This window comes from Pseudogemmobacter sp. TB195, assembly GCF_058313095.1.
Window position 1 is genome coordinate 55,406 of record NZ_JBZEGG010000014.1, and the last position, 26,339, is coordinate 81,744.

General features: G+C 64.3%; 22 protein-coding genes. 9 read left to right on the forward strand and 13 right to left on the reverse strand.

What is annotated here, in order from left to right; translation table 11 throughout:
- Position 1: 1 nt before the first annotated feature.
- The 7 genes from AC4FS3_RS15265 to AC4FS3_RS15295 all read right to left on the reverse strand — a co-directional run bounded on the left by AC4FS3_RS15265 (position 2) and on the right by AC4FS3_RS15295 (position 9,494).
- Positions 2–901 carry an NAD(P)-dependent oxidoreductase gene (locus AC4FS3_RS15265; protein WP_283177694.1) on the reverse strand — a complete coding sequence of 300 codons (900 nt, stop codon included), beginning with the start codon at positions 899–901 and terminating at the stop codon, positions 2–4.
- Positions 902–1,053: 152 nt separating this feature from the next.
- Positions 1,054–2,490 carry an aldehyde dehydrogenase family protein gene (locus tag AC4FS3_RS15270; protein WP_491021269.1) on the reverse strand — a complete coding sequence of 479 codons (1,437 nt, stop codon included), beginning with the start codon at positions 2,488–2,490 and terminating at the stop codon, positions 1,054–1,056.
- A 12-nt stretch (positions 2,491–2,502) separates the two neighbouring features.
- The gene (locus AC4FS3_RS15275; RefSeq protein WP_491021270.1) at positions 2,503–2,883 is read right to left on the reverse strand and encodes a hypothetical protein; all 381 of its coding nucleotides are present in this window, start codon (positions 2,881–2,883) and stop codon (positions 2,503–2,505) included.
- 148 nt (positions 2,884–3,031) lie between these two features.
- Complete coding sequence (locus AC4FS3_RS15280) at positions 3,032–3,433, reverse strand: trimethylamine methyltransferase family protein (protein ID WP_491021271.1); 402 nt, start codon at positions 3,431–3,433, stop codon at positions 3,032–3,034.
- A 156-nt stretch (positions 3,434–3,589) separates the two neighbouring features.
- Positions 3,590–4,423, reverse strand: coding sequence for an isocitrate lyase/PEP mutase family protein (locus AC4FS3_RS15285; protein ID WP_491021272.1), 834 nt, complete (start codon positions 4,421–4,423; stop codon positions 3,590–3,592).
- Positions 4,424–4,484: 61 nt separating this feature from the next.
- Positions 4,485–6,944 carry a GcvT family protein gene (locus AC4FS3_RS15290; RefSeq protein WP_491021273.1) on the reverse strand — a complete coding sequence of 820 codons (2,460 nt, stop codon included), beginning with the start codon at positions 6,942–6,944 and terminating at the stop codon, positions 4,485–4,487.
- 108 nt (positions 6,945–7,052) lie between these two features.
- Complete coding sequence (locus tag AC4FS3_RS15295) at positions 7,053–9,494, reverse strand: GcvT family protein (RefSeq protein ID WP_491021274.1); 2,442 nt, start codon at positions 9,492–9,494, stop codon at positions 7,053–7,055.
- A gap of 174 nt (positions 9,495–9,668) precedes the next feature.
- Here AC4FS3_RS15295 and AC4FS3_RS15300 point away from each other — a divergent pair, with 174 nt between their 5' ends.
- Entirely contained in the window at positions 9,669–10,547 is an 879-nt protein-coding gene (locus AC4FS3_RS15300) for a LysR family transcriptional regulator (protein ID WP_491021275.1), read from the forward strand.
- Positions 10,548–10,581: 34 nt separating this feature from the next.
- Here the strand turns inward: AC4FS3_RS15300 and AC4FS3_RS15305 are convergent, their stop codons facing one another.
- Positions 10,582–11,520 (reverse strand): CehA/McbA family metallohydrolase, encoded by a 939-nt coding sequence (locus tag AC4FS3_RS15305; RefSeq protein ID WP_491021276.1) that lies wholly within the window; start codon positions 11,518–11,520, stop codon positions 10,582–10,584.
- Positions 11,521–12,695: 1,175 nt separating this feature from the next.
- Here AC4FS3_RS15305 and chrA point away from each other — a divergent pair.
- The 4 genes from chrA (at position 12,696) to AC4FS3_RS15325 (ending at position 16,798) form a co-directional block, all read left to right on the forward strand.
- Positions 12,696–14,066 (forward strand): chromate efflux transporter, encoded by a 1,371-nt coding sequence (gene chrA / locus AC4FS3_RS15310; RefSeq protein ID WP_491021277.1) that lies wholly within the window; start codon positions 12,696–12,698, stop codon positions 14,064–14,066.
- Positions 14,067–14,196: 130 nt separating this feature from the next.
- Positions 14,197–14,667: an SspB family protein gene (locus AC4FS3_RS15315; RefSeq protein ID WP_491021278.1), complete on the forward strand. Its 471-nt coding sequence runs from the start codon at positions 14,197–14,199 to the stop codon at positions 14,665–14,667.
- Between the two features lie 325 nt (positions 14,668–14,992).
- On the forward strand, positions 14,993–15,511 hold the full coding sequence (locus AC4FS3_RS15320) for a class I SAM-dependent methyltransferase (protein ID WP_491021279.1): 519 nt from the start codon (positions 14,993–14,995) through the stop codon (positions 15,509–15,511).
- 78 nt (positions 15,512–15,589) lie between these two features.
- Positions 15,590–16,798, forward strand: a complete 1,209-nt coding sequence (locus AC4FS3_RS15325) for an MFS transporter (RefSeq protein WP_491021280.1) — start codon at positions 15,590–15,592, stop codon at positions 16,796–16,798.
- On the opposite strand, the gene AC4FS3_RS15330 is transcribed toward AC4FS3_RS15325, so the two are convergent.
- Positions 16,786–18,273 (reverse strand): carboxypeptidase M32, encoded by a 1,488-nt coding sequence (locus tag AC4FS3_RS15330; RefSeq protein WP_491021281.1) that lies wholly within the window; start codon positions 18,271–18,273, stop codon positions 16,786–16,788. The two genes, AC4FS3_RS15325 and AC4FS3_RS15330, sit on opposite strands and share 13 nt — an antisense overlap.
- Entirely contained in the window at positions 18,273–19,457 is a 1,185-nt protein-coding gene (gene ctaA / locus AC4FS3_RS15335) for a heme A synthase (protein WP_491021282.1), read from the reverse strand. Before ctaA ends, AC4FS3_RS15330 begins: the two co-directional genes overlap by 1 nt.
- 157 nt (positions 19,458–19,614) lie before the next feature.
- Between ctaA and purD the strand changes: the two genes are divergently transcribed.
- From purD to AC4FS3_RS15350, 3 genes are all read left to right on the forward strand, one after another.
- On the forward strand, positions 19,615–20,892 hold the full coding sequence (purD, locus tag AC4FS3_RS15340) for a phosphoribosylamine--glycine ligase (RefSeq protein ID WP_491021283.1): 1,278 nt from the start codon (positions 19,615–19,617) through the stop codon (positions 20,890–20,892).
- Between the two features lie 170 nt (positions 20,893–21,062).
- Positions 21,063–21,551 carry a GNAT family N-acetyltransferase gene (locus AC4FS3_RS15345; RefSeq protein WP_491021284.1) on the forward strand — a complete coding sequence of 163 codons (489 nt, stop codon included), beginning with the start codon at positions 21,063–21,065 and terminating at the stop codon, positions 21,549–21,551.
- 76 nt (positions 21,552–21,627) lie between these two features.
- On the forward strand, positions 21,628–22,401 hold the full coding sequence (locus tag AC4FS3_RS15350; RefSeq protein ID WP_491021285.1) for an EcsC family protein: 774 nt from the start codon (positions 21,628–21,630) through the stop codon (positions 22,399–22,401).
- 17 nt (positions 22,402–22,418) lie between these two features.
- On the opposite strand, the gene AC4FS3_RS15355 is transcribed toward AC4FS3_RS15350, so the two are convergent.
- Both AC4FS3_RS15355 and AC4FS3_RS15360 read right to left on the reverse strand, forming a co-directional pair.
- The gene (locus AC4FS3_RS15355) at positions 22,419–23,657 is read right to left on the reverse strand and encodes a lytic murein transglycosylase (protein ID WP_491021286.1); all 1,239 of its coding nucleotides are present in this window, start codon (positions 23,655–23,657) and stop codon (positions 22,419–22,421) included.
- A gap of 111 nt (positions 23,658–23,768) precedes the next feature.
- Positions 23,769–24,539: an RNA methyltransferase gene (locus AC4FS3_RS15360; protein ID WP_491021287.1), complete on the reverse strand. Its 771-nt coding sequence runs from the start codon at positions 24,537–24,539 to the stop codon at positions 23,769–23,771.
- Positions 24,540–24,736: 197 nt separating this feature from the next.
- On the opposite strand from AC4FS3_RS15360, the gene AC4FS3_RS15365 reads away from it, so the two are divergent.
- Complete coding sequence (locus tag AC4FS3_RS15365; RefSeq protein ID WP_491021288.1) at positions 24,737–25,357, forward strand: thiamine phosphate synthase; 621 nt, start codon at positions 24,737–24,739, stop codon at positions 25,355–25,357.
- 61 nt (positions 25,358–25,418) lie between these two features.
- Here the strand turns inward: AC4FS3_RS15365 and murI are convergent, their stop codons facing one another.
- Positions 25,419–26,231 carry a glutamate racemase gene (murI, locus tag AC4FS3_RS15370; RefSeq protein WP_283177682.1) on the reverse strand — a complete coding sequence of 271 codons (813 nt, stop codon included), beginning with the start codon at positions 26,229–26,231 and terminating at the stop codon, positions 25,419–25,421.
- Between the last annotated feature and the right edge of the window lie 108 nt (positions 26,232–26,339).

The window sequence follows — 26,339 nt, forward strand, 5'->3', positions numbered from 1 at the left end:
CTCATTCCAGCCGGTCCGGAAAACCTTCGGCGCGCAAATCCGTGGCAAGCAGTTCCTCGAGCAGTTTCACGATCTGGGTCGATTGCGCCTGCCCGCCAAAGGCCGCGCGCCCGCGCAGGAAGGTCTGGTTGACCTGCGAGGCCAGGTCCAGCGGCACCCCGAATTCGCGGCCAAATCCGATGGCGAAACCCAGATCCTTCAGCGCCAGATCCATCGAGAAACCGACATCGTAACTGCCATTCAGGATCAGCTGGCCCTCGGTCTCATGCACGAAAGAGCTGCCCGATGAGGCCGCAATCGCCTCCCAGGCGGTTTTCAGGTCAAGCCCGCCGCGTTTCGCGAGCATCAATGCCTCGCCATCGGCGACGAGATGGATGAAGGCCAGCATATTGGTGATCACCTTGATCACCGCCGCAGTGCCAAGCGGCCCCATATGGAAAATCTTGCCGCCGATCACCTCAAGCGCCGGGAAATGCAGATCGTAAAGATCACGGTCCCCCCCGGCGAGGACGGTGATCTCGCCTTTCGCCGCCAGATGGACACCACCGGTCACCGGCGCCTCCATCATCCGAACGCCCGCACTGCGCGCAAGCCCCGCAAGCCGCAGCACATCATCGCGCCCGAGCGTCGAATTCTCGATCCAGCTCGATCCGGGTTTCATGAAAGGCAGCATCTGCGCCAGCACGGTTTCCGAAGCCTGGGGCGAGGGCAGACAGGTGAAAACATGGTCAACCTGTTGTGCGAGGTCCTCCAGCGAGCCGACACGGTCGCCGCCTTTGCCGCAAAGCCGGTCAACGGCTGCCGGATCGCGGTCCCAGACCGTGACATCGAACCCAGCCCTGAGCAGGCTTGCCGCCAGGTGACCGCCGAGATTGCCCAGACCAACATAGCCATAGCGCATGGCCGCTCCTCCGGATGTTGAAAAGGCGGGGGAAACGCCCCCCGCCAGTCCACAGTCAACGCCTCTGCCCCGGGACATTCAAGGGCTCTCCGCTGCACATCTGCTATGCGCCCCCGGAAGAGTTGCGTCCGGGGGCAGGCGCGACGCCTCGTTCAGGCGCCCCAGCCGACCACGCCCTTGATTTCACAGAAATCATGGATGCCCCAATCGGCATATTCGCGCCCGTTGCCGGATTGCTTATAGCCCCCAAAGGGCGCGAAGGTGTCCCAGTCCGGGTAGTTGAGGTTCACCGTCCCGGCCCGCAACCGCCGGGCAATCGGTTTGGCCTCTTCAACGGGGCCGGCGATATAGGCGGCAAGGCCATAGGGCGTGTCATTCGCCATCCGGACCGCATCGTCGATGCTGTCATAGGGCAGGATCGCCAGCACCGGCCCGAAGATTTCCTCGCGCGAGATGGTCATCTCATTGGTGACATCGCCGAAGATGGTCGGCTGTACATACCAGCCGCGATTGACGCCCTGGGGCCGGCCGGTGCCTCCGCTGATCAGCGTCGCGCCCTCGTCAATGCCGGCCTGGATCATGCCCTGAACCTTGTCAAATTGCAGTTTCGAGATCAGCGGCCCCATCGTGGTCGCGGCATCGGTCGTCGCCCCGATCACCACTTCATCAGCGGCCTCTTTCGCGGCGGCATAGGCAGCTGCTGTCGCGGCGCGCGGCACGAACATCCGCGTCGGTGCATCGCAGCTTTGCCCGGTATTGGCGAAACAGCCCGCCACACCCGCCTTCACCGCCTCATGAATATCGGCCGAAGGCAGGATGATATTCGGACTTTTGCCGCCCAGTTCCTGTGCGACACGTTTGACCGTCGGCGCGGCAGCGGCGGCAATCGCGGTGCCCGCCCGGGTCGATCCGGTGAAGCTCACCATATCCACCTCGGGATGCGACGACATCCGCGCGCCCACGACCGGCCCCACGCCATTCACCAGGTTGAAGACCCCCGCCGGTACCCCGGCCTCATGGCAGACCTCCGCGAACAAAAGCCCCGAAAGCGGCGCGATTTCCGAGGGTTTCAGCACCATGGTGCAGCCTGCGATCAGCGCCGGTGCCACCTTGCAGGCAATCTGGTTCATCGGCCAGTTCCAGGGCGTGATCAGGGCGCAGACGCCGATCCCCTCCATCACGATGCGGGTATCGCCGCGCATATATTCCCAGACCATCTCTTCGGCGGCTTTGATGGTCGATTCGATATGAACCTGCCCCGCCCAGGCCTGCGCGCCGCGCGCCCATTCGATCGGCGCGCCCATCTCGGTCGACATCGCCTGGGCAAAGTCCTCATAGCGGGAATTATAGACCTCGAGGATTTTCTTCACGAGCGCGATGCGCTCTTCCACCGGCACCACAGTCCAGTCGTCAAAAGCCGCCCGCGCCGCCAGAATCGCCCGATCCGCATCCGCCTCGGTGCCAAGCGCGATATCCCCGACGATTTCCTCGGTCGCCGGGTTTTCGACCCCGGCTTTCGTGCCCCCGGGCAGCGGATCGACCCAGCCGCCACTGATGTAGAATTGCCCCAGATGCTTTGAGATCGCCATATCATCCTCCTGTCATTGCAACGGCGGTGCCCTGGCAGCGCCGCCTTTTGGCGCAGATTGCGGTGGATTACCCCAACGCGCAAGCTCAGCGGCACACCAATTTGACCCGCGCCCCCAGGGGGTGTCGCTCTGCGGATCTATCCGGCAACCGGCTTTGGCAAGAATGTCGTTCGTGCTCGCCATCCCCCGGTCGAGCAGCACCGGCCTGCCAAGCTCGGTCCATTCCTTCACGCATATCCGGTTGCCGGTTTTCGGACAGACATTTTCGGCCTGTATCAGCCGCAATGTCTGAGCGGGGCCCAGATAATGCCATGGCCCGCCCATCCAGACCTCTTTCATCACCTTAATCGAGTTGCTGTCCGGAGTCATATCAATGCTGTTCTCAAGCCGCATGACCCGCTCCGGAGTGTCATCGCCCGACACCAGGTTTAGGAGACAAATGCCCAGAGGGAAGGCCTGCATCCCCACCGTTTCATCATACATGTTCAGCCCGGAAAGCTCGGCCAGGATATTGTCGATGTTCCCCTTCGGCCGCGCCGCATCAGAAAGGTAGGTGTGCGGTGGAATCGGGGTAATCCGGCGTCACAGAAGCGACGACATCCACCGCAGCAGCAGCCGTACCGAAGTACACATTGCTCCCCGAGAGCAGCAGGTCATGTTTCGCATCGCGTGCCAGAAGAGTGAAGTTGCGCGCCGCCCCTGCCAGCGTAGCGCCGAACAGCGCGCGCGAGAAACGGATGCGCCAGTCACTACCCGGGATCACCCCGGCCCCGGTCAGGATTTCGGCGCGCGACTCCGGCGCATCTGACAGGCCGATAACCTCAGGCGCGGACTGGTGGACCATCTCCAGCCCGGCATCCGTCAGAGGCCTGTTTTGCCCCCGGTTCATCCCAGGCCTGATCGGGCGCATATCCTCTGCCACATGCGCTGCCCGTGCCGACACGCGTTCCGCCGGTATACCCGCCTGCCTCAGACGGCGACCGGCATCCGAGCCAATCGCCCCCCCCCTTCATGATCCATGCTTCTGAGCCCACTGCGTGAACTGATATAGGTGCAGCAACAGGCCTGCCCCGAGCCATCGGTCGGCGCGGCTCCAATCTCACGCCTGCGCAGCTCCCTGCAACAACAGGCCATCGATCTCATCCGCCGAGGCGGTAGCGCTGAGCGGCGCAAAGCTTCCCTCACCCAGCATCGCGGCCATTGCGTCGCGGATCGCGGCATGGGTCAGCCGCGCGATCTGGCTGCCGGTCGAGATCCGCCGAACCCCCATGGCGGCAAGCTCTGCCACTGTCATCGCCTTCAACGGTCCCGCCGCCAGCGCATTGACCGGCGCAGTCACCGCAGCCAGAACCTGCGCAAGTTCTGCCCGCCCCGGTGGCACCGGCAGATATAAAAGATCCGCGCCGGCCATCTCAAAGGCCTGCAAACGGCGGATCCCCTCTGCCAGATCATAGGCCCCGTTCATCACCCCGTCGGCGCGCGCGCAGAACACGAAAGGCCGGCCAAGGGCGCGGGTTGCGGCAACCCCTGCCCTCACCCGCTCCACTGCAAGCCCGAACTCATAAGCCGGGCTGCCCGCAACCATCCGGGTATCCTCAACCGAAATCCCCGAAAGCCCGACCTCTGCGGCCAGCCGCACGGTCCTGGCCACCTCCTCCGGCGCATCGCCGAAACCGTTCTCGAAATCGCCCGAAACCGGCAGATCGGTGGCAGAGATCAGATCCGCCGCATGGGCCAGCGCCTCATCCCGGCTGACGCCCCCCATATCCGGCCGCCCGAGCGTGAAGGCATGCGCCGCCGACGACGTCGCCAGCGCCTGTGCGCCCAAAGCCGCCATCATCCGCGCCGATCCCCGGTCCCAGGGATTGGGAATCACAAAACAGCCCGAATGGTGAAGATCCGCAAAAACCTGATGCCGCGCCGCCAGCTTCATTCATCTGTCCTTAAATATCCTCGGGGGGTTCGGGGGGCAGAAAGCCCCCCGTCCCGGCCCGTCACATACGAATACGCTCCGATTTCGGGTCATACATCGGCGCAAGGCTCGCGACGGCCTTATGCCGCACCCCCGCCACCTCGATCTCATAGGCCGAGCCCAGCACATCCGCCTCGCTCTGCCCCTTGCAGGGCACATAGCCCATGCCGATCGCACCGCCCAAAGCATGACCGTAATTTGCCGATGTCACCGGGCCGACAATCTCGCCGTCGCGCACGATCGCCTCATTATGGAACAGGGACACCATCGGATCCTCCAGCCTGAACTGCACCATCCGCCGCGCCACGCCTTCGGCTTCGACCCGCAGCACCGCGTCACGCCCGATGAACTCCGGCTTTTTGGTGCGCACGGCAAAGCCAAGCCCGGCCTCCAGCACGTGATCCTCATCGGTGATGTCATGGCCCCAGTGGCGGTAGCCCTTTTCGATCCGACAGGAATCCAGCGCATGCAGCCCGCAAAGCTTAAGCCCCAGATCCGCCCCCGCGGCCTCAAGCGCCTCAAAGACATGCGCGGTCTGGTCGCTTGACACATAAAGCTCCCAGCCGAGCTCGCCGACATAGGTCACCCGATGCGCCCGGGCGAGCCCGTAGCCGACCTCGATCTCGCGCATGGTCGCGAAAGGATGCGCCGCGTTCGAGAAATCATTCGGACTGATTTTTTGCATCAGGTCACGCGATTTTGGCCCCATCAAGCAGAGCACCGATTCCGCTGCGGTCACATCGGTGATCACCACGAATTCATCGCCGAGATGGCGGCGCAGCCAGGCCAGATCCCGCTGCAAAGTGGCCCCCGGCACCACCAGCATGAATGCGCGCTCCGACAGCCGCGTCACGGTCAGATCGCTCTCGATGCCGCCCTTCTGGTTCAGCATCTGGGTATAGACGATACGACCCGCCGCCACATCCATCTGCCCCGCACAAACGCGGTTCAGGAAGGTCACCGCATCGCGCCCCTCGACCCGGATCTTGCCGAAAGACGACATATCGAACAGGCCGACATTCTCGCGCACCGCCATATGCTCGGCCTTCTGGTTCTCAAACCAGTTCTGCCGCCCCCAGGCGTAGCGGTATTCCCGTTCCTGACCCTCCTTCGCGAACCAGTTCGCCCGCTCCCAGCCCGCAACTTCGCCAAAGACCGCACCGCGCGCCTTCAGATGCTCATGCAAAGGCGTGCGCCGCACGCCCCGCGCGGTGACCACCTGGCGGTAGGGATAGTGATCGGCATAAAGCAGCCCCAGGGTCTCGGTCACCCGATCCTTCAGATAGCGGCGGTTCTTCTGGAACGGCTGTGCCCGGCGAATATCCACATCCCAGAGATCGAACGGAGCCTCTCCGGTCGTGATCCATTCCGCCAGCGCCATGCCTGCGCCGCCCGAAGACACGATCCCCACCGAATTATAGCCTGCCGCCACCCAATAGCCGCCCAGCTCCGGCGCAGGGCCAAGGTAATAGCGATCATCGGGGGTAAAGCTTTCAGGACCATTAAAGAAAGTGTGGATGCCGGCGGTCTGGAACATCGGCATCCGGTTCGCCGCATCCTCCAGAATGGGCGCGAAATGATCCCAGTCTTCGGGGAGCGTATCAAACTCGAAGTCTTCGCGGATCCCCGCCATTCCCCAGGGTTTCGCCACCGGCTCGAAGGCGCCGACCATCATCTTGCCGGCATCGGTCTTGTAATAGGCGCATTCATCCGGCACCCGCAGAACCGGCATATCGGTGAGGCCCGCCACCGGCTCGGTCAGCAGATAGAAATGCTCGCAGGCATGCAGCGGCAGCGTGACCCCCGACTGCGCCGCAAGGTCACGCCCCCACATGCCGCCGCAATTGATCACCACATCTGCCGCGATATGGCCCGGGCCCTCCGGCCCCTCATAATCGACGCCCGTGACCTGGCGCTTGCCGCCCGCAGCCGGCCCCTCTGTCACACCAGTGACCTTGACGCCCTCGACAATCTTCGCGCCGCGCATCCGCGCGCCTTTGGCCAGTGCCATCGCGATATTGGCCGGATCACATTGGCCATCGCCCGGCAGATGCACGCCGCCGATCACGCCACCGGTATTAAGATGCGGATACATCGCCTTGATTTCAGATGGAGAAATCTCGGTCACATCCACACCGAAGATCCGCGCCACCGTCGCCTGGCGCAAGATCTCCTGCAGCCGGTCTTCGGTCAGCGCTACGGTCATCGAGCCGACCCGTTTCAGGCCCGTCGCAACGCCGGTCTCTTCTTCGAGCCTGGCGTAAAGATCCGCCGAATATTTCGCGAGGCGCGTCATATTCTGATTGGCGCGCAGTTGCCCGATCAGGCCCGCCGCGTGCCAGGTGGTGCCCGAGGTCAGCTTGCGACGCTCCAGCAACACCACATCCGTCCAGCCCGCTTTCGCGAGGTGATAGGCCACCGAACAGCCAGAAATGCCGCCCCCGATCACCACTGCCCGCGCCGTTTTCGGAACATCGACCACGATGTTACCCTTTCATCTGTCTGTAAATATCCCGGGCATGCCCCGGATCAGCGCCACCGGTTCAAGCGATCCGGTGGCATGGGGCAGCGCCCCGGTCCCGCATTCAGGTCAGGCGCGGATCCGCGCGTTCTTCGCATCCCAGAGCGGCTCATCCGCCTGCACCACCGCAGCAAAGCGCTCGCCGAAGATCTCAACCTCCAGCGCCTCACCCGGCACATTCAGATCAGCCCGCAACATCCCGAGACCAATGCATTTTCCAACCCGATGCCCGAAATAGCCCGAGGTCAGCTCGCCCACGACCTGATCGCCTTTCCAGATCGTTGACATATAGGGCGGATCGAAGGCACCTGCCTCGATCACCAGGGTCGCAAAGCGCTTCGCAACACCGGCCTGCTTTTCGGCCTCCAGGGCTGCGCGACCGCGGAAATCGGTTTTGCCCCAATCGACAAATCGCTCAAGACCGCCCTGCAAGACACTGTAATCAGTCGAAAGATCGCCCTTCCAGCCACGATAGCCTTTCTCGATCCGCAGCGAATTCAGCGCAAACATCCCGAAGGGTTTCAGCCCCAAAGGCGCGCCTGCCGCCAGGATCGCATCCCAGATCACGGGCGTATCGGCCAGGCGGGAATGGATCTCCCAGCCAAGCTCACCGGCAAAACTCACCCGCGCCAGCCAGACCTCGCGCCCGGCAATCCGCCCGGTCTGATGCGAGAGCCAGCCCTTCGCAAGATCGGCTTCCGCCCCCGCCGCCTCCAGCACCGCCCGCGCCTGCGGCCCGGTCAGGATCTGGCAGGACCAGTCATTGGTGACCTCGGTCAGCGTCAGCCCTTGCGCAAGATGCCGTTCCAGCCAGGCCCGGTCATGCGACTGCGCCGTTGCCGCGGTGATCAGCAGGATCTCATCTTCCGCAAAGCGGGCGACCGACATTTCTGTGACGATCCGGCCCTTGTCATCGGCGAAATAGGCCAGGCCCAGCCGCCCGACCGATGGCAACTTGCCGGTGGTCTGCGCCAGCAACCAGGCCGCCGCCCCCTCACCCGACAGCCAGTAACGTGAGAAGCCCGGCAGATCGAGGATACCGCAGGCGTCGCGCACCGCATCACATTCGGCCTTCACCGCCCCGAACCACGGCCCTTCGCGTTTCCAGGTGCGCTGCGCCGCCTCAGAGACGTCATCGCCGGGCCGCGCATACCAGAGCGCGCGCTCCCAGCCATTAAAGGGCCCGAATTGCGCGCCGAGTGCGGCCACCCGGTCATGCACCGGCGACAGCTTTTTGCCGCGCCCCTCTCCCCAGGCATGATGCGGGAAATGCATTGCATATTCGTTGCCATAGACTTCCTTGCCCTTGGCGACGCAATAATCGTGATCCTCAAACCCGGTAAACCGGCGCGGATCGCAGGACCACATATCCCATTCGGTCGCGCCCTCGGTGATCCATTCGGCCAGCACCTTGCCGGCCCCGCCACCCTGGCAGATGCCAAAGGTGAAGACACAGGCTTCAAAGGCATTCGGCACACCAGGCATCGGCCCGATCAGCGGATTGCCATCCGGCGTGTAGGGGATCGGCCCGTTGATGACCTTTTGCAGCGCCGCCTTCTCCAGCAGCGGCACCCGGGCCATCGCGTCAGCAATATGCCATTCCAGCCGCTCCAGATCATCGGGGAAGAGCTGAAAGCTGAAATCCTCTGGCATCGGGTCATCGGGTGTCGCCCAATGCGCACGGCAGGGATTCTCATAAGGGCCGAGGTTGAAGCCCATCTTCTCCTGACGCAGGTAATAGCTCGAATCGACATCGCGCAGAAGCGGCAGCTTGGCGCCGCTTTCTTTCGACCAGGCCTCCAGCTCCGGGATGGTGTCGAACAAGAGATACTGATGGCTCATCACCATCATCGGCACCCGGCGATTGAAGAGCCTGCCGACCTCGGCCGCATAGTAGCCTGCGGCATTGACGACATATTCCGCCCGCACCTCGCCCTTCGGCGTCGAAAGCACCCATTCAGAGCCGGTCCATTTCGCCGCTGTCACGGGGCAGAACCGCTCGATGCGCGCCCCCATCTGGCGCGCCCCTGTGGCCAGCGCCTGGGTCATCTGCGCCGGATCAATATCGCCGTCATAGGGATCATAAAGCGCCCCGGTCAGATCATGGGTCTCAAGGAAAGGATAGCGCCCCCGGATCTCATCCGGCCCCAGCACTTCCAGATCCATACCCTGGTAGCGCCCCATGCCGGCGACACGCTTAAATTCCAGCAGCCGCTCCTCGCTGTGCCCCAGCCGGACAGATCCGGTGACATGGTAATTCATCGGATAGCCGACCTCATCGCCAAGCCCGCGATAAAGCCCCGCCGAATAGCGCTGCATATTCATGATCGACCAGGAGGCGGAAAATGTCGGCACATTCCCCGCCGCATGCCATGTCGAGCCGGCGGTCAGCTCGTTTTTCTCCAGCAGGATCACATCTTTCCAGCCTGCTTTCGCAAGGTGGTAAAGGGCCGAGACGCCCACCACGCCCCCCCCGATGATCGCGACCCGCGCGCTGGCCAGTTCCGTCATTTTATTCTCCCTGATTGCCGCCAATATCCGCCAGCTTCCCGCCCCTTTCAATTCGGCGCAGAGGTGGCTATTGATCGGCCTATCCGATCAGAACCGCTCACCTGGCCATCCTCATAGCGGCAATAGTCCGGGGGTCCGGGGCCTGCCCCCGGCGGCTTCAGAAAGAACGCAGCCATGCAAATCGAACTTATCGAGACCTTCCTCGATCTTGCCGAAAGCCGCAGCTTCCACCGCACGGCCGAGCGTCTCGGTGTCACGCAATCCACCATTTCGGCCCGCCTCCAGGTGCTGGAAACTGCGCTCGGCGCGCGGCTCTTTGACCGTTCCCGCGCCGGCACCATGCTGACAACCGAAGGCAAACGGTTTGAGCCCCATGCCCGGATGCTGCGCCATGAATGGAACGAGGCGCGCCGCCATATCCAGGTGCCGACCGGCGCCGGGCATCTTCTGCGGCTCGGGATCCAGAATGACCTCTCGGCGATTTATCTGGGTGAATGGGTTGTCGGGATCCGGCGGCAATTCCCCGATATCGCGCTTCATATCGAGCCCGATTATTCCAATCAGATGTGCGCGGATCTGCTCACAGGGATCCTTGATTTCGCGGTGATGTTTTCACCAAAACCCCACCCCGATCTGCATTTCGAAAGCCTTGGCGATGCTGGCTATCACATGGTCTCGACCGAAGTGACTGCGCTTTCCGGGGTGCGACCGGAGCGCTTCATCTTTTCGCATTTCTCGCCCGCCTTTCAGGAAATGCACCGCCAGGTCACGCCTGACCTGGTGAATTCACCGATCTCTGTCGGGCAAAGCGGCTCGGTCACTTCGCTTCTGATGGGAATGGGCGGCACCGGCTATGTGCTGGAGGCAACCGCCCGGGAGATGATCGCCGCTGGCAAGGTCATGGCGGTGACCGATGCGCCGGTTCTGCGCCAGCCGGTCTATGCGGCGATGCATATCAGGCACCGGATCACGCCACTGCACCGAAAGCTCAGCCGGATCGTCAGCCGCAAGCTTGGCGGGCATGGTGCGTTTCAGACGCAGCCGGAGGCATGACGGCTGTCGACTGCCTCCGGCGGGAATGTTTAAATCAGGCGGGAATGTGGTCACGCCGGATCGGGTTGGTCCAGGCCCGCCGGCCGGCGGCGTCGATCACCACAACCCGGATCCAGGGCGTGTTGCCCTGCCAGTTCAGCGGCACTTCGGCGCGGGTCATGGAGGATCCGTGTGTGACGTTCGAGCTTGACCCATGGCCGATGGCGATCACCCATTCCACGGCGCTCGATTCGACGATGACCCGGTCGCCCTCGACGCGGAAATCATGGATTTCGGGGCCCTGGCTGGAATAGAAATCGCCGCGCTTCAGGGCTTCCAGCAGGGCTTCGGGGGTGTTTTCCTCAGCCTTCACCATGGTCCAGCCGCCAAAGGCGTCGGGAACCGCCAGATGGGAATCGTCGGTCGCGATGAGGGTAATGTCGCGCCCTTCCGAGATCAGCAGATCGGCAATCGTGCCGCCATCGCCGCGATCCGCGCCGACAGCCGAGCCGTGATTATAGATCTCGACCGCATGGGCGGCGGTGATCGAACGCGCATCGTCAAGGGTCATCCCCGACCAGTGCGGATGCGCGATGGTCACGAAAGCACCGGCGGCGGCGGCACGAGCCGCGATCTCGGGGCCGGTTTCCTGGCCCGGATGGGCATGGAAATCAGCGCTGCCCACTTTCGGAAAGTCCAGCGGCAGGCCAACGGCAAGGATATGCCAGAGCTCGCCGTTTTCCATCGCGCCGGAATGCAGCTCTGCCCCCAGAATGGTCGTGAATCCTTCGGCCCGGAACGGACGGGTATCAACCAGCGGATAGTCGTAATGCCCGACATAGTGATCGGTCAGGGCAAGAAAATCATAGCCTTCCGCCTGATAACGGCGGCAAACTTCCTGAGGCGGCAGCGCGCCGTCGGAGCGGTCCGAATGGCTGTGGAGATTTCCGCGCCAGAAGCGGCCAGGGGCGGTGAAGGCGGATTGGCGGACCATGTCTGCTCCGGTTGAATTGCATGTTGAACAACCCTGGCCGCCGGCGAGGGCGGCAAGGGTGGCGGGGCCAGGGACCATATCGCCGGCTCCGGTAACGCTGATGCGACAGGGTCGGCGCGGCCAACTCTGCCGCGCTACAGAGGCGACGGCAAGTGCCCACCTTGATTCGGCGCATGGCCGGCATGTGGTTTCAGCGGCAGCAACAGGCAACGCTCATCCCGATGCGCAAACCCCGCTCACTGAGGCCACGCTGTCCAGCCGTGTTCCGACCGGCCCCGCAGGGCCAGACCTTGCAGGATCGGCGTGATCCCCGGCGCGATATGCAACCTGTTCCGCGCGATACGGCAACGCCCACGCCCGGCACCGCAATAGCAGCGGGCGGCCTTTCCTGTCGCGTGACCCCAGCTGCGCCCATTGCTCCGGCTAATCCGGTCCGACCGGTCACAGCTTCTGGCCTTAGGACCCAATGCTGATCATCATCGACTGCGAAATCTCATCACGCCAGCCTCCCTTCTGCGGGGCAGTGCACAGCTGCGGATCGTCGCTTTGATCTCATCAGCTATCGCGAAATCCCGGCATCGCCCGCCCTTTCAGCCTGGTCAGCACTCGCCCCGGCGAATGCGTCAGTGCCGTCAGAAAAGACATCGCGCAGTATCCGCTGTCTGGGCCGGAACTCACCGGCAACACCATTTTCCCGAACCTGCTCCCTCAGACGATCAGTATGGCTCACCGGGCTTTGGCGTTCATGAAATCCCTCCGGATCCGAACATATCCCCCCGGGATCTGTGCAAAGCCATCGCCTGATGCCGCTGGCGGGCGGAACGCGTGATCAGGCTTCAGGCCCCGCCATGCCCGATAGCCGGAATAGCGGTCAATCCCATTGCGGGACGGATCTGGCGGGCCGCTTTACCTGCACCTGCGTCCGGGCCGAGCGGCCTCGTGTGTACCCCGTGATGGCGGGGCTGAGCCATTTGTCACCCGCCAGCTGGTCACGGCGCAATGCGGGGCCGCGGGATGGGGTCAGATCGTGATGTCTGCGCAAGGGAGGCGGGAGCCGTGCCCTCTCCCGGGCAACGGGAGCCGCCAGACTGCGGCCTGAGAGGCGTAATCGGTCCAGGGCGCATTCAGGGCACGTCTTCCCCCCGTCACAAAACCCCGCTAGCGTCCAGGCAGTCATGACCTCAGCCAGCCCGACAAAAGCCAGCCCCCCCTCAGACAGCCGCGAGGCGCCCTTTCCCGCGCGCGCCCCGGCCCCGTCGCTGGCCGAATTGTCGGCCGCGTTCTGGCGGATCGGCCTTTGGTCCTTTGGCGGCCCGGCGGCGCAGATCGCTTTGCTGCACCGTGTGACGCTGGAGGAAAAATCCTGGATCAGCGAGGAGGATTATGCGCGCGCGCTGTCCTTTTGCATGCTGCTTCCCGGCCCGGAAGCGATGCAGCTTGCAACCTGGATCGGCTGGCGGCTGCGCGGCATTAAGGGCGGGCTGATTGCGGGCGGGCTTTTTGTGGCTCCGGGCGCGGTGCTGATCACAGTCCTCGCCGCACTCTATACCGGTTTTGGCACTATCCCCCTGATTCCGGTGCTGTTTACCGGCATCCAGGCGGCGGTGCTGGCGATTGTCGCGGCGGCCCTGATCCGGCTTGGGCAAAGGGCGCTGCAAACGCGGGAGGCGCGGATCATCGCGCTTTTGTCCTTTCTCGGGCTGTTTGTCTTTGCCCTGCCCTTCCCGCTGATCCTGCTGGCGGCTGCGCTTTGGGGCGGGATGCAGGCGCTCCGATCTGCATCGCGGCCAGCGTTGCGCGCGGCCAGCCCCTCGGCCACGGAACTGCCCCCGCCCGCCCGGGCTGCCGGCGACATCTGGCGCGAGGCCGTCTGGCAAGGGGCGCTCTGGCTGGGCCTCTGGCTTGTGCCGCTGGCCGTGCTGACGATCTTCGGGCCGGAACGGCTGGCAGAGATCGGGGTCTTTTTCGCAAAACTGGCGGCGCTGGCCTTTGGCGGCGCTTACGCGCTGATGGCCTGGATGGCGCAGGAAATGGTCGATCTGCGCGGCTGGCTGACGACCGGGCAGATGATCGACGGGCTGGCACTGGCGGAATCGACGCCGGGGCCGCTGATCCTTGTCACCGCTTTCACCGGCTGGATCGCGGGGTTTCAGGACGGCGGCCCCCTTATGGCGCTCGGTGGCGCGGGCGTCGCACTCTGGATGACCTTCCTGCCGTCATTTCTGTTCATCTTCACCGCGAGCCCTTTTATCGACAGGCTGCTGGCGGTGCCGGTGCTTGCCGGAGCCATGGCGCGGATCACGCCTGCTGTCGTCGGGGTGATTGCCAATCTCTCGCTCTGGTTCGCCCTGCATGTGCTCTTCACCGGCCATCGCGAGATCGGCTCGGGACCGGTGCAGATGCTGCTGCCTGACCTCGCGACGCTGAAGCCCTTCTCGCTTGCCATTGCTTTGGCGAGCGGCGTCGCGCTCTGGCACCTGCGCCTTCCGATGCCGCTTGTCCTGGCGCTGGCGGCTGGCGCCGCCCTGCTGCTCTCGCATTTGTGACTGCCTCAAATCGGGTCAGTTTCACTGGTGCCCGGTCCGCAGGCCGCGAGTTTTAGGCCAGAGGCGCGCGCTCGCCCCTTTCCTTGACGGCCAGATGTTTTATGGTGGCGCGAAATGGCAGGGGAACCGGATGACGCGCAGTATCGACTATGGAAACCTGATGCATCAGGCTATGCGCGGCCTGATCCGCTCGGTGCTGGACGACGTGGCGGCACATGGCCTGCCCGGAGCGCATCACTTCTTTATCACCTTTGACACCACTCATCCCGATGTTGCCATCGCCGATTGGCTGAAAGAGCGCTACCCGACCGAGATGACGGTGGTGCTGCAGCACTGGTTCTCGGGGCTTGAGGTCACGGATGAGGGCTTCACCGTAACGCTTAACTTCGGCAATTCGCCCGAGCCGCTGGTGATCCCCTTTGATTCCGTGCTGACCTTTGTCGATCCCTCGGTCGAATTCGGGCTTCGCTTTGAAAGCCAGCATGATGATGACGATGAGGAAGACGAGGCGGATGAGCGCGAGGAAGAGGCAGAGGATGCCGCCCCCCCGCCGCGCCAGGAGGCTGAAGTGGTCAGCCTTGATCAGTTCCGCAAGACCTGAGCCCAAGGCCCTGATCCGGAGACCCGAGCCGGATATCTCCCCCCGCGCGTGTCATCCGTCTGTAGGCATGACCCGCCAGGCTGCGACGGGAACGGCTTGGGCTTTTGCGGCCCGGGTCAGCGTCAGAAGCGGCATCTGTGGCCATCCTTCCGGTCGGCGGCGCGCTGAGCGCGGCATGATCGTGTCGGAAACGATGGTGCCGCAAGAGATGCTGCGAAACACCGGCTCATCCGGCGGATGGGCCTGGGACATGACCCGGGAGCAATCCCGCATGAAGACAGGATAAGCGATGGAAAGTGATCTCGCATTGTTCCGGAGGCGCCTTATGCGCAATCCCCGGCAGATCTCGGCCATCGCGCCTTCGTCGCGGGTGCTGGCCCGTGCGATGACCGCGACGATCGGCCCCAACAGCGGCAAAGTGGTGGAATTCGGCCCCGGCACCGGAAGGTTTACCGAAGCAATTCTTGCGCGCGGCCTGCCGCCCGAGAACCTGACGCTTTTCGAGCTGGATGATGAATTTGTCGATTTCCTGCGGCGGAAATTTCCGCGCGTCGCCGTGCATAAGACTGGCGCGCAAGAGGTGGGGGCAATTGTCGGCAGCGGCGTGTCGACGGTGATCTCGGGCCTGCCGCTTCTGTCGATGCCCGACCCTGTGCGCCGCGCGATTGTCGGCGCCGCCTTCGATGTGCTGAAACCCGATGGAGAATACGTGCAATTCACCTATGGCCCGCGCCCGCCGGTGCCGCCCGAGATCATCAGCGATCTGGGGCTGGCGGTGGACAGGGGCCACAAAGTCTGGGCCAATCTGCCGCCGGCACGGGTCTACCGCTTTCGCCGCTTGTGAGGATGGCGGCGGGGCCTGTCAGCCGCCGCCGGGGCTGTGCATCAGGCCGAGGACTATCTGTGTCGTGAGAAACTCTGAATGACAGTTCTGCCGATTCCGCGCATGGTCTGGATGCTGGGACTTGTCAGCCTGCTGATGGATATCTCCTCCGAAATGGTGAACACGCTTTTGCCGGTGTTTCTGGCAAGTGGGCTCGGGGCATCAGCGCTGGTTATCGGCTTTATCGAGGGGCTGGCGGTGGCGGTGGCCACGGTGACCAAAGCGCTTTCCGGGGTTCTGGCAGACTGGTCCGGGCGGGCAAAACCACTGGCCGTGCTGGGTTACGGGCTTGGCGCGCTGTCGCGGCTGATCTTTCCGCTGGCGATGAGCCTGGATCAGATCGTGCTGGCCAAGGCAATGGACCGGGTTGGCAAGGGGATCCGGTCTGCGCCTCGCGATGCGATGATTGCCGCCGCCACGCCGGCCGCGATACGGGGCGCGGCCTTTGGCCTCAGGAAATCGCTCGACAGTCTGGGCGGCTTTCTCGGGCCGCTCCTCGCGATTGCCGCCATGCTGGTCTTTGCCGGGGATATCCGGATCGTGTTCTGGCTTGCGGCGCTGCCGGCGGCTTTCGCGATTTTTCTGCTGATCTTTCGGGTCAAAGAGCCGGTGCCGGCACAGGCTGGCAAGGGCTCCGGCTTCCGCTTTCGCGATGCGCTGCGGCTGACCGCTCCGATCAGGGGTGTCATCGCGCTGGCGGGGCTGATCATGCTGGCGCGGTTTTCCGAGGCATTCCTGCTGTTGAAAGCACTTGAGGCCGGGTTCTCGCCGGTCTGGGTGCCGCTGATCATCGTGGCGCTGCATGCGGCTTATGCCCTGGCGGCCTGGCCGGTGGGGATCTTCTCGGACCGGCTGGCAGCATCGGGGCGCGATCCGGTGAGGGTGCCGCTGCTGATCGGGCTCGGGCTTCTGGCGGGCGCGCATCTGGTGCTGGGTTCTGCGCAAAGCGCACCGGTCTTTCTGGCCGGTGTGGCGCTTTGGGGGCTGCATATGGGGTTCAGCCAGGGGCTTTTGGGCGCGATGATTGCGGCAACCGCGCCGCCCGCGCTCCGGGGCAGCGCCTTCGGGGCCTTTAACCTTGCAAGCGGTCTGGTGATGCTGATCGGCAATACCGCCGCCGGCTGGGCCTGGGTCAGCTGGGGATCCTCCGCGCCGTTTCTGATCGGCGCGGGCATCTCGGTTCTGGCGATGGGTCTCGTGGCGCTGCGGCCCCGGACTGCGCCTCAGAACCCGCCTCAGAACCCGTAGATCGCGCCGAATTTCGCTTCGAGATAATCCAGCAGCGGGCCGGCGGATGGCTCTTCGCCACAGGCGCGGGCAATGGTCTCGCGCGGGCTGTAAAGGGCGCCGTGACGGCGGAGGTTTTCCCTGAGCCAGTCATTTGCTGCACCGATCTCGCCTGCGGCCAGATCCTGATCGAGCCCCGGCAGATCGGCGCGCAAAGCCTTGAAAAGGCAGCCGGCATAGAGATTGCCAAGCGTGTAGGTCGGGAAATAGCCGAAAAGGCCGATCGACCAGTGCACGTCCTGGAGCATCCCGTTCGAAGGCCTGTCGACCGCCACGCCGAAATCGTTCAGGAAGCGGTCATTCCAGGCAGATTCCAGATCCGCGACCGTCAGATCCCCCCCCATCAGCGCGCGTTCCAGATCGAAACGCAGCATGACATGGAGATTGTAATGCACCTCATCCGATTCCGTGCGGATATAGCCCGGCGCAACACGGTTGACGGTGGCGAAGAACTCTTCGGGATCGGTGATGCCAAATTCGCCGAAACGGTCGCGCATCTCACCGAACAACCATTCGGTAAAGGGGCGCGAGCGGCCAAGCTGGTTCTCGCAGATCCGGCTCTGGCTTTCATGGACCCCCATCGAGACGCCGCCACCAATCGGCGTCAGCAGGAAATCGGAATCGACCCCCTGCTCGTAAGCGGCATGGCCGGTCTCGTGGATGGTGGAATAGAGGCAGTTGAAGGGATCGCCTTCTGCGACGCGGGTGGTGATGCGCACATCATCGCCCGAACCCGAACAGAACGGATGCACGGCGGTGTCGATGCGGCCCCGTTGCATGTCATAACCGAAGACCATCGCAAGGCGGCGCGACAGGCGGATCTGGGCATCGGCCCCGAAACTGCCGGTCAGCGCGGCAGGTTTGCGCGGTGAGGCAAGGATCTTTTCGCGCAAAGCCACCAGGCGCGGACGCAGCGCGTCGAACATCGCGGCGCATTCAGCGCCGGTCATCCCGGGCTCGTAATCATCGAGCATCGCGTCATAGCTGTCGCCGCCCGCCTTTCCCCCGGAGGCCAGCGCCTGACCCTCTTCACGCTTCAGGGCGACGACCTGTTCCAGCGTCGGCAGGAAAGACGTAACCGCCTCATTCGCCCGCGCCTCGGCCCAGATGCCCTGGGAAAGCGAGGTCACCCGCGCAATCTCCTGCGCGAGGCGTGCCGGCACTTTCAGCGCGCGCTCGTAAGAGCGGCGGATCTTTGCGACCTGGGCTTTCGCGACCAGCTCGACCGGATCAACCTTTGACAGCCAGTCACCGACACGCGGGTCAGAGCGGCGGGCATGCAAGACACCCTCCATCGCTGCCATTTCCTCGCCGCGCTGTTCGGCGGCGTCGCGCGGCATCATCGTCTCCTGATCCCAGGACAGCCGCCCCGCAACCTGTTCCAGCGCCGCGGTCTCGCGGGCATGGGCCATCAGCGCGTCATAGACATCAGCCATCAGGCGGTTCCTTTCCGGATCGAGCCCGCAACCGGGTATTGCGACAGGTAACGCGCGCGCAGGATCAGCACCCAGAGGATCACCGCACCGATCTGATGGGTGATCGCCACATGCAGATGCGCCGAAGTGAGAACCGCCATGATGCCAAGCCCGGCCTGGGCCACCAGCATCAGCATAACCATGTTAAACGCAAACCTGGTATCACGATGCGCGGATTTGCGGCCGCGAAGCCAGACGACCGCGCCGAAGATGAACAGAAGATAACCCGCCATCCGGTGCATGAACTGCACCAGGCCCGGGTTTTCAAAGAAGGCATGCCAGACCGGCAGGACATTGCCCTCCATATCGGTCGCGTAAAACGCATCCGCCGGGAAGAAGCTGTCGCCCATCAGGGGCCAGGTCGGAAAAGCACGCCCGGCGTCAATCCCCGCGACCAGCGCCCCGAGAAGGATCTGCAGGAAGGCGAAATGCATCAGGCCGGTGGACATCGAGAAGAGCTTGGCCTCCCTGCCCCGCCTGGCCGTCATAAGGGCGGATTCGCTGCGCGACAGCAGGAAGACATACCAGCCGATGAAACCAAGGATGACAAAGGCCAGCCCCAGATGCACCGCCAGCCGGTAAGACGCGACACGGATCATGCTGCCCGACAGGCCCGAAGACACCATCCACCAGCCAATCGCGCCCTGCAGCCCGCCAAGCGCCCCGATCAGCAAAAGCCGCTTTGACCAGCGCGGCGGGATGGATTTCGTGACAAGAAAGCCAAGGAAACCAACGGCCCAGATCAGGCCGACCAGGCGGCCAAGCTGGCGATGCGCCCATTCCCACCAATAGATCGTCTTGAACTGATCCAGCGTCATGCCGGCATTCGCCAGCTCGTATTGCGGTGTCTGACGGTACTTATCGAATTCCGCCGTCCAGGAGACAAGATCCATCGGCGGGATCGCTCCGGTGACCGGGCGCCATTCGGTGATCGAGAGCCCCGAGCCGGTAAGGCGCGTCAGCCCTCCGACCACGATCATCGCGACGACCAGCAGGAAAAGCACGATCAGCCAGACCCGGATCGCGCCGCGCGCGCCCCTGTGGCCCTGATCGATCATCCCGCCTGTAACGCCGGACTTCCCCGGTTGTTTCGGGTTATTCGAGGTCTCGCCGACCTCTTCGAAAATGCTGCGTTTTCCGGCCATGGTGCCTTCCTTCGTGACGGGCGCGAGACTAGGCCGGGCGCCCCCCGGCTTCAAGGTGGCAAAGCATCCGGTCAGGGGCGTTTCGGGCGCTTGCCACCAGCGGCTGCGGCGACTATCAGGCGCCAGAACCATCAGACCGGAACGGGGCGCGCAGCAGATGAATATCCTGATCCTTGGCGGCGGCGGGCGTGAACATGCGCTGGCCTGGGCGGTAAAGCAGAACCCGAAATGCGACCGGCTGATCGTGGCGCCCGGCAATGCAGGCATCGCGCAGATCGCAGAATGTGCCAGCCTTGATATTCTTGACCAGGCGCGCGTGGTGGCGTTTTGCGAAGAGAACGCCATTGATTTCGTGATCGTCGGCCCCGAGGCCCCGCTTGCCGCAGGTGTGGCGGATGCGACCCGCGCCGCCGGGATCCTGACCTTCGGCCCGAGCCGCGAGGCGGCTCAGCTTGAAGCGTCAAAGCGCTTTACCAAAGAGGTTTGCGACGCCTGTGCCGCGCCGACGGCGGCCTGGGCGCGCTTTACCGAAGCGCAACCTGCGAAGGACTACATCCGTGCCCAGGGCGCGCCGATTGTGGTCAAGGCCGATGGGCTGGCGGCCGGCAAAGGTGTGATTGTCGCAATGACCGAGGCCGAGGCCCTGGCCGGGATCGACGATATGTTCGGCGGCGAATTCGGCGAGGCCGGCGCCGAGGTGGTGATCGAGGAATTCATGCAGGGCGAAGAGGCGAGCTTCTTCATCCTGACCGATGGCGTGACCGCGATCCCCTATGGCACCGCCCAGGACCATAAGCGGGTCGGCGATGGCGATACCGGCCCGAATACCGGCGGCATGGGCGCCTATTCCCCGGCGCCGGTGCTGACCGAGGCGCTCCAGACCCAGGCGATGGAACAGATCGTGCTGCCGACCATCCGCGAGATGGCGCGGCGCGGCACGCCCTATCAGGGGGTGCTTTATGCCGGGCTGATGATCGATGACGGCCCTGACGGCGAACGCCGCGCGCGGCTGGTGGAATATAACTGCCGCTTTGGCGACCCGGAAGCCCAGGTCCTGATGATGCGGCTGGGCGCCCAGGTGCTGGATCATCTGATTGCAACCGCAGATCAGCGGCTTTCGCAGGCCAAAGTGAACTGGGCCGATGACCATGCGCTGACCGTGGTGATGGCGGCTGCGGGCTATCCGGGCGCCTATGTGAAGGGGAGCCGGATCCAGGGCCTGGACGCGCTGCCCGAAGACAGCGGCCATATGGTGTTCCATGCCGGCACCGTGGCGCGTGATGGCGATGTGCTGGCCAGTGGCGGGCGGGTGCTGAATGTGACGGGCCGCGCGGATACGCTGAAAGCCGCGCGCGATGCCGCCTATCGAATGGTTGATGGCATCGACTGGGCCGAAGGTTTTTGCCGACGCGATATCGGCTGGCGCGCGCTCTGACCCGCTGAGCGCAGCTCTGGCCAGAGGGATTGCCTCCAGCAGGAGTATTTTTCTCAAGAGGAAGATGCGGCCCTTCGGCGCGCGCGGCATTGTCATAATCACACTCCTATTGGCATGGCAGGCAAGGCGCTGCCACGCCCGGACGCGGCACAGGGAAGAGGACGGGCGCTGTGGTCTACAGGCTTGAAGAAGAGAGCGAGGCAGACTGGTGGGAGGTCGAGGCGCTTTACGACCTCTGTTTTGCGCCGGGGCGGACGGCGTTGTCGTCCTATAGGCTGCGGGACGGCGTCCCGACCATAGCGCCTTTGTGCCTTTGTCTGCGGGATGGCGACGGAATTCTCGCCGGGGCGATCCGCTACTGGCCGGCAAAGATCGGCACGGTGGATCTTCTGCTTCTCGGCCCGGTCGCGGTCCACCCGACGCGTCAGGGTGAGGGGCTGGGCGGGCTGCTGATCTCCGAAAGCCTCGCCGAGGCGCGCAAGCTCGGCTGGGAGCGGGTGCTTCTGGTGGGCGACGCGCCCTATTACAGCCGCTTTGGCTTTGAAAAACTTGCAGATGTCGTGATGCCACCCCCGACCAACCCCGACCGGGTGCTGGGGCTGGAGCTGAAAGCGGGCGCCTGGACAGGCGTTGCCGGCGTGGTTTCGCGCGCCACCTGATGCCGCCTCGCCACGCGGTCTCGCTTCCTGCGGGGCATGGTCTTGTGCGGCGCCGCGCCCTCCCCATATGCGGGATATGAGCCATGAAGACATAACTCTGCCCCATCTGCCGCTGCCCGCCGAATGCCGGGCCGGCGTCGATGCCCTCGCGCTGCGCTGGAAGAAGGCCAATGGGCCGGTGATGGCGCTTCTGACCCGGTTTGGCGGCAGGCTGGAAGACCAGATGTCGATCCTTCCCGCAGGCTTTCGCGAGCGGGCCGAAGGGGTGACTGCGGCCGCGCTGGAGCGGGCCTGGATGGTGGCCCGCCAGGGCGGCAGGCTTCCCGGCACCGGGGATCGCGGCACGCTTGCTGCTGCGATTGGGGCAGGGATTGCCGGCGGGGCCGGTGGGATCATGGGCGCGCTTGCCGAACTTCCGTTCACAATCACCGTGCTTTTGCATGCGATCCGGCGGGAAGCTGAAAAGCTGGGTTACGACCCCGACGATCCCTGGATCATGTCCGAGGCGCTGCGCACCTTTGGCTCGGGCAGCCCGATTGCGGCGGATGACGGGATCAATACGGCGTTTTTCTCGGCCCGCGCGGCCCTGACCGGGCCGGCGCTGAACCAGCTGATCGCCACCATCGCGCCGAAACTTGCCGCGACCCTTGGCCAGAAGCTCATGGCCCAGGCGGTGCCAGTCATGGGGGCGGTTTCGGGCGCTGCGATCAATGCCGCTTTCCTGCGCTATTACCGCGAGATGGCCGCGATCCGCTTCGGGCTGTTGCGCTTGGCCGAGGAGCACGGCGCAGGGCCGGTGCTGAAGCAGTTCGCCACCGCAACCGCCCGCCCCCGCATCACCAAAGACTGATCACCAAACTCCGCGCTTCAGCGCAAAGACGCGAGCAGTGCGGCTGAAGGCTCACCCGTCACCGCCATACCATTGCGGGACTGCCAGGCCGAGATTGCCTCGCGCGATTTCGGACCGATCACGCCATCGCTGCCGCCGGTGTCAAAGCCGCGTGCGGTCAGGCGCCGTTGCAGATCCTGACGGTCGGCTTTTGTCAGACCTGTGCGGTCCGGCCCGAAATCCGCCCTGACCGGGCCGCCGCCTTTGATCCGGTCGGCCAGATGCCCGACGCCGATCGCGTAATTCTCGGCATTGTTATAGCGCAGGATCACGTTGAAATTCTGCGTCAGCAGGAAGGCCGGCGTCCCTGCCCCGCCCGGCTGGATGATCGAGCCCCCGGAAAGCCCGCCGCCGCCCGTGCGCGAGACGCCAAGCGCCTCCCATTCCGCAGCCGATTTCCCCTTGCCGCGCCCCAGAAGGCCCGCGTTGAAGCCCGGGGGCAGCGAGACCTCCATCCCCCAGGGCAATCCGCGCTGCCAGCCGGTGCGCGCCACGTAATTCGCGGTCGAGGCCAGCGCGTCGGTCGGATCATCCGACCAGATATCGCGCCGCCCGTCGCCGGTGAAATCAACGGCATATTGCAGATAAGAGGTCGGGATGAACTGGGTGTGACCCATCGCCCCGGCCCAGCTCCCGACCATCCGGTCAGCCGGAACATCCCCGGCCTGAAGAATTCTCAGCGCGCCATCAAGCTGGCTCTCGAAAAACGCCGCGCGCCGCCCCTCATAGGCCAGCGTCGACAGCGCCGAGACCACCGGCACATTGCCGCGCCTTGTGCCGAAAAAGCTCTCAAGTCCCCAGAAGGCCGCGACGACATTGCCCTCGACCCCGTAGCGCTGTTCGATGGCGGCCAGCGTCGATCCATAGCGCGCATACATCTCACGCCCGAGCGAGACCCGCTCATCCGAGGCCGCGATTGACAGGTAATCCTCAAGCGAGCGCTTGAACTCGGTCTGGTTGCGGTCTCTTTCGATCACCTCGGGCAGGAACCCCGCATGGCGGAACCCGGCATCGAGCGTATTGGCCGAGATCCCCCGCCCCGCGGCGCGGTTGCGGTAATTCGCGACCCAGCTGTCCCAGCCGCTGTCCGGCACCGCACGCGGCGCCGGCGTCTCGCGGCTGCCAGGAGCCGCGCTGCCCATACGAGAGGCGCCCCCGACACAGCCAGAAAGCAACGCAAAACCAGCGGTCGCGGTGAAAAATCTGCGGGTAATCATAACGCCTGCCTGCCTTTGTTTTAGATTTGGCGCAAGTTTACCCGATCCATCCCGCCAGGCAAAGACCGGGCCGGGGCCCTCTCACGGCCACCGGCAGGGGTTCGCCGGAAATTACCCGCGCGGCTCATCCTGGCCAGTCTCCTGGCCCTTGCGAAACAGGATCTGACGCAGCATCCCGTGCAAAGTCTGCACCTCAGCGCGGGTCAGCGCGAGCCGCCCCCACATATTCCTCAGATTCAGCCGCATGCCGGCCGCCTTGGTCGGCGGAAAGAAGAACCCGGCCTCTTCGAGCCGCGTCTCGTAATGATCACCCAGCCGCTCCACCTCTTCGCGGCTCGCGAGTTCGGTGCGCGCAAAGCCCATGGCCGAGGCCGGAACCTCACTGCCCTGGCGTCCCCATTCATAGGCCAGAAGCAGAACCGACTGGCCAAGGTTCAGCGAGAAGAACTCGGGATTGACCGGGACGGTCACAATCGCATTGGCATGGATGATATCGCCATTCTCCAGGCCTGCCCGCTCCGGCCCGAACAGGATCCCGACCTTCTTACCGGCCGCCCCCATCTCGCGCGCCATCGCCATGGCGCGCTCAGGCGTGACGACCTCTTTCACCAGCTCGCGCGACCGCGCGGTGGTGGCAAAGACGAAATCGCAATCCGCAACCGCGCGCGCCACATCCGGGAATACCCCGGCCTGGTCCAGCACCCGCCCCGCCCCGCTCGCCATCGCATTGGCCTTCGGGTTCGGCCAGCCATCGCGCGGAGCGACAATCCGCATCCGGTCGAGCCCGAAATTCAGCATCGCCCGCGCCGCCGCGCCGATATTCTCGCCCATTTGCGGCCGCACCAGCACGATCACCGGATCCACCATATCAGCCTGTGCCATCTGCGCGCCCCCATGTGAAAACCGCCCGCCAGATAGCCTCTCAGCGGGGCGCAAACAAGCAAAGCCCATTCATCTGTCCAAAAATATCCCGGGGGAGGCTGCGCAAAGCGCAGACGGGGGCGGCGCCCCCTTCCGCCCATAGCCAAAGCCCGCAAACGCTGCTAAATCCCCCCGACACAGTTACGGAGCCTTTGATTATGGCCGCAGAAGATCGCCCGCAGATCAATCTGATCACCCCCCCGAGCTTCCAGACCGATCTGTTTCCGGATCAGCTGGCACGGGTGCTGGATGCGGTGGAAATCGCCTGTCTGCGCATCTCGCTGGCCACGAAAAACATCGATGACCAGGGTCTGGCCGCCGATATCTGCCGCGATATCGCGCATCAGCGCGACGTGGCGGTGGTGATCGACAACCACCTGCTGCTGGTCGAGCGTCATGGGCTGGACGGCGTGCATCTCACCGATGGCGCGCGTTCGGTCAGAAAGGCCCGCAAGGATCTCGGACCGGATGCGATCATCGGCGCCCATTGCGGCATCACCCGCCATGAGGGGATGAATGCCGCCGAAGCCGGTGCCGATTACGTGGCCTTTGGCCCGGTCGGTGAAACCGGTCTCGGCGATGGCAGCCAGGTCGACTGGGAGCTGTTCGAGTGGTGGTCGGAAGTGATCGAAGTGCCGGTGATCGCCGAAGGCGCTCTGACGCCCGCGCTGATCACCCGCTTCGCCCCGGTCACCGATCATTTCGCGATTGGCGAAGAGATCTGGCGCGCAGAAGACCCGGTCGCCGCGCTGAAAGCGCTGATCGCGCCGCTGGGCTGACCCTCTCTGATCGCGCGCGGCGGCCGCTGCCGCCGTCGCTGCCAGGGAATTCCGGACCGTTTCAGGCTTTTTCGAATTTGATCCCGCGACGCAGGAATTGCGTCGCATGGGCCGAGACCGAGACCGGATCGCCGGTGGTGAGGAATTTGGACACTGTGCCGGAGCCGAGCATCTCCGGCCGCCGCTCCAGATAGTCGCTCAGGCTTTCGGCCACCAGCTTCGCCTGGCTGTAAACCCTGACCCCCTCGCCCAGAGCCTCCTGAAAGGTCTTTTCCATCAAAGGGTAATGCGTGCAGCCAAGGATCGCGGCCTCGGGCTGCGGCATCCGGCGCTTCAGCGCCTCGACATGGCTGCGCACCAGCGCCTCGGCAAGGATCTCATCGCCCTGCTCGATCGCATCGACCACACCGCCGCAGGGCTGGGCCTCGACATCGACCCCGATCGCGCGAAACGCCAATTCGCGCTGGAAGGCGCGCGAGGACACCGTTGCCGGCGTCGCAAACAGCGCCACATGTTTCACCGCCACCTCGCGCGGCGGCGAATTGTCGCCCCATTGCCGTTCGGTCAGCGCCTCGATCAGCGGCACAAATACCCCCAGCACCCGCTTGTCAGCCGGCAGCCAGCTTTCCTGCATCCGCCGCAAAGCCGCAGCTGACGCCGTGTTACAGGCAAGGATCACCAGGTCACAGCCCTCGGCCCAGAGCCGTTCCACCGCCGCACAGGTCAGGTTGTAAATATCATCGGCGGTGCGCACGCCATAAGGCGCATGGGCATTGTCGCCGAAATAGACAAAGGGCACTTCCGGCAGGCGGCGCGAGACCGCATCCAGCACCGTCAGCCCGCCCAGACCCGAATCAAAAACGCCAACTGCCATCTGCCTGCCCTCTCATCGGGTGGAAAACCTGACGGGTTCACCGCCTTATGCTGCAATCATAGGCGCAACAGATACACCGTGAAAGGGCCTGCCGTCAGGGCATCCGTG